General features: G+C 34.9%; 13 protein-coding genes. All 13 read right to left on the bottom strand.

The window, feature by feature from the left end; translation table 11 throughout:
* The gene (locus DICTH_RS03095) at positions 1-1014 is read right to left on the bottom strand and encodes an L-threonylcarbamoyladenylate synthase (protein WP_012548318.1); all 1014 of its coding nucleotides are present in this window, start codon (positions 1012-1014) and stop codon (positions 1-3) included.
* A complete protein-coding gene (locus tag DICTH_RS03090) occupies positions 1005-1853 on the bottom strand; it encodes a HemK/PrmC family methyltransferase (protein WP_041723194.1) in 849 nt (282 codons plus the stop codon). The genes DICTH_RS03095 and DICTH_RS03090 overlap by 10 nt, the downstream gene beginning before the upstream one ends.
* Positions 1837-2940, bottom strand: a complete 1104-nt coding sequence (prfA, locus tag DICTH_RS03085) for a peptide chain release factor 1 (RefSeq protein WP_012548179.1) — start codon at positions 2938-2940, stop codon at positions 1837-1839. Before prfA ends, DICTH_RS03090 begins: the two co-directional genes overlap by 17 nt.
* The gene (locus DICTH_RS03080) at positions 2918-3802 is read right to left on the bottom strand and encodes a DUF1385 domain-containing protein (protein ID WP_012547205.1); all 885 of its coding nucleotides are present in this window, start codon (positions 3800-3802) and stop codon (positions 2918-2920) included. Before DICTH_RS03080 ends, prfA begins: the two co-directional genes overlap by 23 nt.
* Positions 3792-4388 carry a thymidine kinase gene (locus DICTH_RS03075; protein WP_012547885.1) on the bottom strand — a complete coding sequence of 199 codons (597 nt, stop codon included), beginning with the start codon at positions 4386-4388 and terminating at the stop codon, positions 3792-3794. The genes DICTH_RS03080 and DICTH_RS03075 overlap by 11 nt, the downstream gene beginning before the upstream one ends.
* An 8-nt stretch (positions 4389-4396) precedes the next feature.
* On the bottom strand, positions 4397-5053 hold the full coding sequence (thyX, locus tag DICTH_RS03070) for an FAD-dependent thymidylate synthase (RefSeq protein ID WP_012547017.1): 657 nt from the start codon (positions 5051-5053) through the stop codon (positions 4397-4399).
* Between the two features lie 2 nt (positions 5054-5055).
* Positions 5056-5262, bottom strand: coding sequence for a 50S ribosomal protein L31 (rpmE, locus tag DICTH_RS03065; RefSeq protein ID WP_012547835.1), 207 nt, complete (start codon positions 5260-5262; stop codon positions 5056-5058).
* Positions 5263-5403: 141 nt separating this feature from the next.
* On the bottom strand, positions 5404-5667 hold the full coding sequence (locus DICTH_RS03060; protein ID WP_012548757.1) for a stage V sporulation protein S: 264 nt from the start codon (positions 5665-5667) through the stop codon (positions 5404-5406).
* A 44-nt stretch (positions 5668-5711) separates the two neighbouring features.
* On the bottom strand, positions 5712-6500 hold the full coding sequence (locus DICTH_RS03055; RefSeq protein WP_012547352.1) for a TIGR00282 family metallophosphoesterase: 789 nt from the start codon (positions 6498-6500) through the stop codon (positions 5712-5714).
* A gap of 2 nt (positions 6501-6502) precedes the next feature.
* On the bottom strand, positions 6503-8014 hold the full coding sequence (gene rny / locus DICTH_RS03050) for a ribonuclease Y (protein WP_049751866.1): 1512 nt from the start codon (positions 8012-8014) through the stop codon (positions 6503-6505).
* Positions 8010-9077 (bottom strand): flavodoxin-dependent (E)-4-hydroxy-3-methylbut-2-enyl-diphosphate synthase, encoded by a 1068-nt coding sequence (gene ispG, locus DICTH_RS03045; protein WP_012547290.1) that lies wholly within the window; start codon positions 9075-9077, stop codon positions 8010-8012. Before ispG ends, rny begins: the two co-directional genes overlap by 5 nt.
* Complete coding sequence (gene rseP / locus DICTH_RS03040) at positions 9074-10120, bottom strand: RIP metalloprotease RseP (protein WP_012547363.1); 1047 nt, start codon at positions 10118-10120, stop codon at positions 9074-9076. The genes ispG and rseP overlap by 4 nt, the downstream gene beginning before the upstream one ends.
* Positions 10121-10163: 43 nt before the next feature.
* Positions 10164-11111, bottom strand: a complete 948-nt coding sequence (locus DICTH_RS03035; RefSeq protein WP_012548494.1) for a carbohydrate kinase family protein — start codon at positions 11109-11111, stop codon at positions 10164-10166.
* Positions 11112-11182 lie beyond the last annotated feature (71 nt).

Below are 11182 nucleotides of genomic sequence, written 5' to 3'. Positions count from 1 at the left end.
TTATCCCTCTCCTGCTGCTCTTCTTAATCTATCCATTATGGCAAGACCAATTCCTTCCTCAGGAAAAGACTCTGAAATTATTATATCTACTTCTTTTTCTAGTTTACGTAAATAAAAAAATAAATTCAAAGCAACTTCTTTCAGATTATTTCTGCTTCCTACAACGTATTTTTTAACAATATCAGGATAAAGACCTTCATTTTCCTTCGAAACCAAAATACCCACCTTTTTACCTTCTTTTAGCCAGATATCTATTTTATTTTGCCATATTTCATTAAACTCTTCAATAATATATAAAGGAACTTTTGGTGCATAATGTCTGTACTTTAACCCAGGAGATGGAATATCCTCTGTCTTTTTTCCCCTCCAAAGTAATACTTTTCTTCCAATTACTCTTTCAATTTCCTCTTTAGGACAAGCACCCGGTCTATATATAATAGGTGGATCTGTGGTCACATCAAGCACCGTAGATTCTACTCCAAAACTCACCTCTCCACCATCTATTATCATATCAATTCTATCTCCCAAATCTTCAATAACATGTTCTGCTCTTGTTGGACTAGGTCTTCCAGAAGCATTCGCTGAAGGAGCAGCAATAGGTCTACCAAAGATCTCAAGAAGCTTAAGAGCAACTTTATTCATTGGCTGTCTTATGCCAACCTTAGGACTTCCAGCAGTAACAATATCGTTCACAAGATTAGATTTATAAAATATTAAAGTTAAAGGTCCAGGCCAAAACCTTTCCATAAGCCTTTCAGCTATAGGAGAGACATTTTCAGCAAGACTATACACTTGCTCCTTTTTGCCAACATGAACAATAATAGGATTGTCTTGAGGTCTGCCTTTTGCCACGAAAATTTTCCTCACTGCTTCTGGATTTAAAGCATCAGCTCCAAGTCCATAAACTGTTTCCGTAGGAAAAGCTACAAGCCCCCCTGCATCAAGCACTTGTGCAGCTTTTTCTAAAGCCTCTAAATCTGGATTATCTTTATCTACTTTTAATACTATTGCCATACGACCCTCAAGACCCTCTTATATCCTAAACTATCTTCAAAAGATTCTACTATTACATTATTAAAAAATCTTTTTACAATGTTTAAAACTTTTTTATATATAAAAGGAGATATTTCCAATATAGCCACAAATTTCTTCCCTTTATCTTTCAAAATCTTAAAAAGAGTTCTATAAAATTCACATCCATCCCATCCTCCATAAAGAGCTTCCCATGGTTCTCTTTTAACTTCCTTTTGCAAAAAAGGAAATTCATAAGAAGCCACATAAGGAGGATTACTTAATAAGATTTCAAAATCGATATTTCTATAAATAAGGGGATAAATAAATGGTCCATAAAAGAACTCAATTTTATCAGAAACCTTATTTATCTCAGCATTAAACCTTGCTATTTTTATGGCCTTTGGAGATATATCACAAGCATATATCTTTATGTTCTCAAACTCCTTAGCAAGAGTTATAGAGATATTTCCACTACCAACCCCAACTTCTGCTACTCTATAATACCCTTCCCTCAAAATAGAATCTTTTGCAACTTCTATTAATATTTCCGTTTCATTTCTTGGTATGAGGACCCCTTTTTCAATAAAAAATTCGGTATTGTAAAACTCTTTTTTCTTAATTATATAATTTAAAGGAATACCTTTCTTTCTTAAATCTAGAAGCCTTTTGATTTCCTCTATTTTTTCTTCTTCTAAAAAATCAATTGTATATATAAATGCTCTTTCCTTATTTAATACAAAAGCTATTAATAGTTCAGCTTCTAACCATGCTGATTCAGGATTAAATTTCTCGATTTCCTTCTTCAACCATATCAAAACTTCTCTAAGAGGTTGCGCCAACTTCCTCAAATAACTTCTTGATTTGCTCTTCTTTTTCAGCAAGAATCAATCTATCAATAAACTCATCTAACTCTCCCGATAATACCTCTTCTAATTGGAAAGAGGAATAATTAATTCGGTGATCTGTTACTCTTCTTTGAGGAAAATTGTAAGTCCTAATTTTTTCACTTCTTTCTCCTGTACCTACTTGCTGTCTTCTTTGAGATGCAATCTCATTTTCCTTTTCTCTTTGATAATATTCGTAAAGTCTTGCCCTCAAGACTTTCATTGCCTTTTCTCTATTTTGATGTTGGGATCTCTCATCTTGGCACTGTACTACAATACCAGAAGGGATATGAGTAATTCTCACACCCGATTCGGTCTTATTAACGTGCTGACCGCCTGCTCCACCTGATCTAAAAGTCTCTATCCTGAGATCCTTAGGATCAATCTCAACATCAACCTCTTCCATCTCAGGAAGTACAGCTACTGTAGCAGTAGAAGTATGAATTCTTCCACTGGACTCCGTTATGGGAACTCTTTGAACCCTATGCACTCCACTCTCAAACTTTAGTCTACTGTATGCTCCTTTTCCTTCAACTATAAATATTATTTCTTTATATCCCCCAAGTCCTGTAGGGTTGGAACTAACAATCTCTACTTTCCATCCCTTTTTCTGGGCATATCCTACATACATTCTAAAAAGATCAGCAGCAAATAATGCAGCCTCTTCTCCCCCAGTACCTGCTCTTATCTCCATAATAATGTTTTTTTCATCGTTAGGATCCTTTGGCAAAAGAAGAGCCTTTAAATCAAACTCGATTTTTTCAAGTTTCTTTTCAATCTCTTCTAATTCTGCTTCTGCAAGAGAGCGTAAATCCTCGTCTTGTTCTTCTTTAGTCATAACTTCGAGATCTTCTCTTTCTTTAAGCAGTTTCTTATATTCACTAAATTTCTCTACTATCTCTTCTATCTTTGCTCTTTCTTTTAACAAAGACTGATATCTGCTTAAATCAGAAATGATCTCCTCTTTAGTGAGAAGATTTTCTATCTCTTTAAATCTCTTTTCTATTTCTTCTAATTTATCAAGAACCAACTTCTGAAGCATATTCCTTCTCTGTCACCTCCTTCAAGGCAACAATAGCTGTCTCAAGTTGATAATCATCAGGTTCCTTTGTAGTAAAATACTGCATCCATAATCCAGGAGTAAGAATAATTTTCCAGAACCAGGAATCAGTATGCTGCGATCCTATTCTTATTATCTCATAAGATAAACTAAAAATCACGGGGATTAAAAGTATTCGCGAAATAATTCTAAGTAAGAAAGGCTGTTGTCCCAAAAAAGCAAATACAACTATACTTACAAGCATTACCACAAGCAGAAAAGAAGTACCACATCTTGGATGAAAACGAGAATATTTTCTACAATTCTCAACAGTCAATTCCTCTCCTGCCTCATAACAGAAGACAGTTTTATGTTCAGCACCATGATACTGAAACACTCTATAAATCTCTTTTATCTTCGTTATACTAAAAAGATAAAGGACAAAAATAACAAGCCTAACAATTCCTTCTAATAACCTTATAATTATCTGTGATGAGATATATCTTTCTATAGGTCTCACAATTAACAAAGGTAGAACAATAAATAAAACTACAAAAAGAGCAAAACCAAGTAATAAAGCTAAACCAATTTCCCAATTATTGTCAATCTTTTCTTCCTCTTTAAAAGCCACTTGGGTAGAATAGTTCAAAGCCTTGATACCCCAAAAAAGAGAATCCATCAATATCATTAAACCCCTTAAAAAGGGAATCTGAGTCCACTTTTTAAAATAAGGTTGAAGTCTTTCCTTCTTGATCACAATCTGTCCATCAGGGTCTCTTACAGCAACCGCTATATCTATACCTTTTCTCATCATTACTCCTTCGTATACTGCCTGTCCGCCTACCAGATCTTTTTTACTTTTCATTTTCGTCTCTCCTTAATACAATATGACAATTCCTACATCTTGCCTCATAGGTCTCAAAGGCTCCTACAAGTATTATTGGATCATCATAGTAAGCTGGTTTTCCATCTATTATTCTCTGGGTTCTACTCGCCACATTTCCACATTTCATACATATGGCATGTAGTTTATCTACATACTCTGCTACAGCCATCAGATATGGCATAGGACCAAAGGGTTCACCTCTGAAATCTTGATCAAGCCCAGCCACTATAACTCTCTTCCCCTTATCTGCAAGCCTTTGGCAAACCTTTACAATACCCATATCAAAAAACTGACCTTCTTCTATAGCTACTACTTGAGTATCATCCTCCACTAATCTCTCTATATCAGCACTACTACTTACAGGAATCGCCTCTATTTTTAATCCTGTATGAGAAGCAACATAATCCTTATCATATCTTATATCTAAGCTATGCTTGAAAACTTGAACCTTCTGTTTAGCTATCTGAGCTCTTCTTACCCTTCTTATTAACTCCTCACTCTTACCACTATACATTCCCCCACATATTACCTCTATCCATCCAGAAGGACCATTTAAAATCTCCATATATTCTTTCACCCTCTCTCCGGAATACAATTTTTTCCTTCTGGACACGGCCCTCTAAAACATGGAGGACCAGCATCGGAGAAAATCACAGGAGCTACATTTTTTACTAAATCCAGCATCTTCCAAGCAAGTTCTCTTATCTCCCACTGAGCAGAATTACATGTTCTTAGAGTAAAAAAATGCATTAGCTCTCTAGCATTCATTGTAACTATAATCTTGGACTCCACAGCTTGGGGCAAGAGATACCTTGCATCCTCTTTGGGGACCCCAAGCTTTACCAATTCTTCGTAAGCCTCAAAAGCCTTATTAATTAAATCCCTATATATATTCAACCTTTGTTCTTCCTTTTCTATAGTTTCAGGAATAACATATTCATCCTTTATCTTCACATACCTTTGGCTCTGCTGAGAATAAGAAGCAATTCTATGTCTAACCAACTGGTGAGTAGTTACCCTTGACACACCCTCTATATAGAAGGTAAAAGAGGCATGCTCGAATATAGACATATGTTGAAGCTTTTTAGCCTTATTAAGTAGACGAGAAATCTCCTCAGGAGTTAGTTTTTCTTCTAACTCCTCAATATTTCCCTGATAATGGCAAAGACGCATAGCCAGAGCACATACCTTTTCAGGCTCTGGCGTATAAGAAATTAATTTGACTCTCAACTTTACTTAATTTCCCAATTGTATTTTTTAGCGAATCTCTCGACTCTTCCTTCGGTATCCACAAATTTCCTCTGCCCAGTAAAGAATGGATGACACTTTGAGCATATTTCTACAGTCATGTATTCTTTTGTAGATAATGTTTCATAAACTGCCCCACAAGCACAAACAATTCTCGCTTTTTTTAATTCAGGATGAATTCCTTTCTTCATATTTTTAACCTCTCCTTTCATTACTCATTTTTTCCTTGTGAATTATACCATAAATATATACTATAAAAAATTATGAGGCAGAAGGAATTAATTCCTTCTGCCTCTCTAACCTTTTACTTTTTACTTTCTAAACAAGAATCCTTATCGAGGTTCTACAATAAAACGGATGGCTGTTCTTTCTTCTCCATCAATTTGTACATCAGTAAATGCTGGAATACAAATTAAGTCAATACCACTTGGAGCTACATACCCTCTTGTGATAGCTATTGCTTTAACAGCTTGGTTCACAGCTCCTGCTCCTATTACTTGGATTTCTGCACGTCCTTTTTCACGAATCACACCAGCTAACGCACCTGCTACTGCATTAGGATTAGATTTGGCTGAAACTTTTAATACCTCTACCATAAACCTACCTCCTTTATATGTTCTTCCCATGGCTGACTTTTAAATTATTTAATCTCTCCCCTCCTTTGTAACCTTATAATGTTTTTTGTTTTTCCACTTTCTTCTTCTACCTCTATAATCACCCCTTCCATTTTAAAAAGTCCTTTCTCTGGTACATTAAATTTTTGAGGTATTTGGAGAAGAAATTTTTTAAGAACAGCCTCCTTCTCAACACCTAAAACTGAATCTAAAGCCCCACACATACCAAGATCTGTTATATAACCTGTCCCCCCAGGCAAAATCCTCTCATCAGCCGTCTGCACATGAGTATGTGTTCCTACAACAGCTGTAACCATCCCATCTAAAAAATATCCCATAGCTATTTTTTCTGACGTTGCTTCAGCATGTATATCTACTATTATTATTTTAGTATCTTTTTTCATTTCTTCAACTATATTTTTAACCACATGAAAGGGATTCTCAATAGGTTCCATAAAAACTCTTCCTTGTATATTAATTATACCCACTTTTTTGTCCAAATGTGTTAAAACAGTATAACCTCTTCCAGGTACTCCTAAAGGATAATTGGCTGGCCTTAATATTTTTTCATAGGTATCTAATAAGGGAATGCCTTCTTTTTTATCCCAAATATGATTTCCACTAGTAAATGCATCTATACCGTAGTCCATCAATTCTTTAAGTACGCTTTCGGTAATACCGAAACCTGAGGCAGCATTCTCAATGTTTGCCAACACAAGATCAATTTTATATTCTTTCTTTATCTGAGGCAGAAGAAGGCCTACACCCCTTCTGCCTATTCTTCCTACTATATCTCCCAAGAAAAGTATATTCATAATTACTTTGCGTACTCTACAGCTCTTGTCTCTCTAATTACAGTAACCTTAATTTGCCCTGGATATTCCATTTCCTTCTCAATCTTTTTTGCGATCTGATAAGCAAGTCTTGTAGCAGCAAGGTCATCTACTTCCTCTGGACTTACAAGTACCCTAACCTCTCTACCTGCCTGAATGGCATAAGCTTTCTCTACCCCAGGAAAAGACATAGCAATTTCTTCTAATTTCTCTAATCTCTTTATATATATCTCAATGCTTTCTCTTCTTGCTCCTGGTCTTACAGCCGATATACTATCTGCTACTTGTATTATAACATCTAAAGGCTTAACCAACGGAATTTCCTCATGATGGGCTGCCACAGCATGAACTATATCAGGATGTTCACCATATTTCTTCAAAAGTTCTGCGCCTAATGTGGCGTGAGATCCCTCTACCTCATAATCAATTGCTTTACCTATATCATGAAGAAGACCTGCCCTCTTGGCAAGATTTACGTCCATATGGAGTTCAGCAGCAATTATAGCTGCAATCTTGGCCACTTCAATTGAATGTTGTAAAACATTTTGGCCATAACTAGTTCTGTAATATAGTCTTCCTAAAGTTCTTACAAGATCTGGGTGAATATTTTGAATGCCCACTTCTATTAGTGCTCTTTCGCCTTCCTCTCTTATTCTGTTTTCTACTTCTTTTTTAGCTTTGTTTACCATCTCCTCGATTCTTGCAGGATGAATTCTACCGTCTTTTACTAACCTTTCTAAAGCAATCCTTGCAATTTCTCTCCTTACTGGATCAAAAGAAGAAAGCACTACAGCCTCAGGAGTATCGTCTATAATTAAATCAACTCCTGTCAATGTTTCAAAGGTTCTAATATTTCTTCCTTCTCTACCAATAATTCTTCCTTTCATTTCCTCACTAGGTAAACTTACTACAGAAACGGTAGACTCTACAGTATGATCTACAGCACACCTTTGTATAGCCTCTGTTATTATTTCTCTTGCTTTTTCTTCCGCCATCTCCTTATATTTAGCTTCTGCTTCTTTTATTTTTATGGCAATATCTTTCTGAATTTCTTCCTCAACATGTTTTAATAATATTTCTTTTGCTTCCTCCTTAGTCATTTGAGCTATCTTTTGAAGCTCATTCATTGCCTCTTCTTCTAATCTTTTGACACTTTCAAGCCTATTATTTATCTCTCTCTCTTTATTGGCAAGAATCTCTTCTTTTCTTTCTAAATTTTCTTCCCTCTGAAGAATTCTTCTTTCAAGATTTGTAAGTTCGTTTCTTCTTTCTCTTATTTCTCTTTCAGCTTCATTTCTTAATTTAAATATCTCTTCCTTTGCTTCAAGAAGAGCACTTCTTTTCTTTTCTTCCGCTTCCTCTTCGGCCTTTTTTAGAATTTCCTCGGCCCTTTTCTCAACTAGCTGAATAGTTTTGCTCTCTATGTATCTTCTAATAAAATATCCTAAACCCAATCCTATAATGAATAGTAATCCAGCTATTATTAAAGTGCTAATTTGAGTTCACCTCCTTTATTTTATCTAGTTCCTCTTCCAATTCTGAAATTATATTCCTGAAATTAGTCTCCTTAATTATCTTTCCTTTTCTAAAAATTATAACCCTATCTTTTGAACCTGTAATACCAATATCTGCCCATTTTGCCTCTCCAGGCCCATTAACCTCACAACCCATTACTGCAACCACCAAGTTTAAAGGATAGTTCTTAAACTTCCGCTCAATTTCTTTTGCAACTTGTTGCACTGGAAAATGAGATCTAGCACACATAGGACAAGCTATAACTCTTATCCCTTTTCTCCTTAATTCAAGGCTATCAAGGATCTCATATGCAACCTCGACTTCTTTATCAGGAGAAGAAGCCAAAGAAACCCTTATAGTATCACCTATTCCCTCATAAAGAAGAATTCCTAAACCAACCGAAGATCTTATAGTCCCAGGAAATACAGTACCCGACTCTGTTATCCCAATATGTAAAGGATAGTCTACTTTTTGAGACAAAAGCCTATATGCTTCTACAGTCAAAGGTACCGAAGAAGCCTTTACAGAGATAACAATGTCAGTAAAATCATTGTCCTCCAAAAGCCTAACTTCATGAAGAGCACTTTCTACCAAAGCTTCAGGTGTAAGTCCATTATATTTTTCTAAAATCTCTTTAGGTAAAGAACCAGCATTACTACCAACTCTTATAGGAACCCCACGAGCCTTTGCTTCCTTAGCAATAAGAGAAATATATTTGGGGTTTTTTATATTACCAGGATTTAGCCTTAATTTATCTACCCCCTGTTCCAGGGCTATCAAAGCAAGCCGATAATCGAAATGTATATCAGCTACTATTGGAATAGGACTTGCTTTTTTTATTTTACCTAAAGCTAAAGCTGATTCTTTATCAGGTACTCCAAGCCTAATAATTTCACAACCCTTTTTAGCAAGTCTTTTTATTTGCCTTACCGTTGATTTAATATCAACAGTAGGGGTCTTCGTCATACTTTGAACCCTTATAGGATTATCGCCACCTATTGCTATATTTCCAACTTTTACAACTCTTGTTTTTTTCCTGTTCATTTTCTCAAGTTTAGTATATCAAAAAAAGTCACAAGTAACATTAAAAATAGCAATATTAAGAAGCCAACCCAATGAATTATCTCCTCTTTGCTTGTTTCTATAGGTTTACCTCTTACCTTCTCAATTATTATAAAAAGAATTCTTCCACCATCAAGAGCAGGAATAGGCAATAAGTTAAAGATTCCGATTTGTACACTTAATAGAGCAATGAAATTTAGATAATAAATCAGCCCCATAGAAGCCACTTCTCCTGTCATCTTAGCAATTCCAATAGGGCCTGTAATAGAAACACCTTGAGCTCCACTAAACAAAGCCTTAAAAACATAAAATATCAAAAGCAATGCATTTACAAACATTAAAATCCCATTTTTAACCGAGGCAGGAAGAGAGTACTTCTTAGGAACAGTTTTAAATACTATACCTATTACCCCACCTTTTCGTTCTTCACTCCATTCGGGCTTTACCCTGAAGGTTAAAATATTTCCATCCCTCTCCAGCGTAACTTCTATAAACTTTTCTTCTCCAGGAGCTTTTATAGATCCAGTAATCAATCTGACTGCATCAGAAATATCTTCAATTTTTTGCCCATTTATATATAGAAGTCTATCTCCCGGCATAATTCCAGCCATACTCGCTGGTTTGTTTTCTAATACTTTATCTACTACAGGAATAGGCTGAGGAATACCTATAAGAAAAATAGATATGAAAAGTATTATCGCAAAAACAAAATTCATAAAAGAGCCAGCAAATAAAATTAAAAATCTTTGCCAAGGAGCCTTTCTATAGAATCTTCTATTCTCAGGCACTTCTTCAAATTCTGGAAGATTAATATCGTCAACTCCTGCCATTTTTACAAAACCACCAATTGGAATAAGTCTTAGTACAAATCTTGTTTCTTTCCCTTTTATTTCTAAGATTTTAGGTCCAAAACCTATAGCGTACTCATATACCTTAACCCCAAAAATCTTTGCAAAAATAAAATGTCCAAATTCATGAGGTATAGTGAGCAAGCCAAACAGTATAAGAAAAAGTATTAACTCCATCTTTTAATCTCTCCTCAAAAACAAACTTTTCAAAACTTTTCATTCAATAATACCTTTTACCCATAAAATTTTCAACCTCTGCCAAATATGGTGGCTCGGCTCCTTTTTTAGTACAGGTTAAAGCTGAAACTGTATTGGAAAAATCTAAGGCATTTTCAAGTTCTGTCTTAGTTACATTTTCTAAAAAATTTTTATTCAATTTTCCTATAGAATTCAAATAATATAAGAATCCTCCCATAAAAGCATCGCCTGCTCCTACTGTATCAACAACTTTCACCTCTTTTCCCTTAGAAAAAGCAGAAAAGAATTTAGTATACCCTATTGATCCTTCCTTTCCCAAAGTCAAAAGAAATATTTTTACACCTTTTTCTAAAAAATACCTGGCAATTTCATCCATACTCTCTGTCTCATAAAGCCATTTAATATCTGCAATACTTGCTTTTAGAATATCTATAGTTTTAAGCCAAGCCTCAAACTTTCTTAAGTAATCATTCTTATCCCTTATTAAATTAGGTCTTATATTAGGATCAAAGGAAATTAAGACCTTCCCATGATTTTGAGTCATCATTTTCTCTAATACAAAACACCCTGGTTCTCTTATCATAGATATAGAGCCAAAATGAATAAGCTCAACTTTTTCTGGATCTATTAAGGGTATATCCTTTTCTTCTAAAGAGACATCAGCAGTATTTTCTCCGTAAAATATAAAATGAGGCTCTCCTTCTCTCAAGATAACAAAAGCAAGAGTAGTATTCTTCTCTGATCTTAATACTAAGGAAATATCTACGTGATTTTTCTTCAGTTTTTCAATCAACATCTCTCCAAAAAAATCGTAAGATATCTTACCAAAAAAACCACAAGGTGCTCCCAATCTTCCCAAAGTAATTGCTACATTATATGGCGATCCACCTTCTTTAGGTATATATGCTATTTCACCATTTATCTCTATAGGAGTAAAATCTATAAGTGCTTCACCACCCACAATAATCATGTTATCATTACCTCCTTAAGAATTTATGTTTGTATAATCATTATAAACTATGATAAAATAATTAACACGAG

The sequence above is a fragment of the Dictyoglomus thermophilum H-6-12 genome (genome assembly GCF_000020965.1).
GTDB classification, from domain to species: Bacteria; Dictyoglomota; Dictyoglomia; order Dictyoglomales; family Dictyoglomaceae; genus Dictyoglomus; species Dictyoglomus thermophilum.
The sequence above is the reverse complement of the archived record's forward strand: the minus strand, read 5'-3'. Positions and strand labels throughout refer to the sequence as shown.

Bases quoted from the DNA above. Each gene is read 5' to 3' on its own strand.
- DICTH_RS03095 (WP_012548318.1), bottom strand. From the start codon at position 1,014: ATGGCAATAGTATTAAAAGTAGATAAAGATAATCCAGATTTAGAGGCT.
- prfA (WP_012548179.1), bottom strand. From the start codon at position 2,940: ATGCTTCAGAAGTTGGTTCTTGATAAATTAGAAGAAATAGAAAAGAGA.
- DICTH_RS03080 (WP_012547205.1), bottom strand. From the start codon at position 3,802: ATGAAAAGTAAAAAAGATCTGGTAGGCGGACAGGCAGTATACGAAGGA.
- DICTH_RS03075 (WP_012547885.1), bottom strand. From the start codon at position 4,388: ATGGAGATTTTAAATGGTCCTTCTGGATGGATAGAGGTAATATGTGGG.
- rpmE (WP_012547835.1), bottom strand. From the start codon at position 5,262: ATGAAGAAAGGAATTCATCCTGAATTAAAAAAAGCGAGAATTGTTTGT.
- DICTH_RS03060 (WP_012548757.1), bottom strand. From the start codon at position 5,667: ATGGTAGAGGTATTAAAAGTTTCAGCCAAATCTAATCCTAATGCAGTA.
- DICTH_RS03055 (WP_012547352.1), bottom strand. From the start codon at position 6,500: ATGAATATACTTTTCTTGGGAGATATAGTAGGAAGAATAGGCAGAAGG.
- ispG (WP_012547290.1), bottom strand. From the start codon at position 9,077: ATGAACAGGAAAAAAACAAGAGTTGTAAAAGTTGGAAATATAGCAATA.
- rseP (WP_012547363.1), bottom strand. From the start codon at position 10,120: ATGGAGTTAATACTTTTTCTTATACTGTTTGGCTTGCTCACTATACCT.
- DICTH_RS03035 (WP_012548494.1), bottom strand. From the start codon at position 11,111: ATGATTATTGTGGGTGGTGAAGCACTTATAGATTTTACTCCTATAGAG.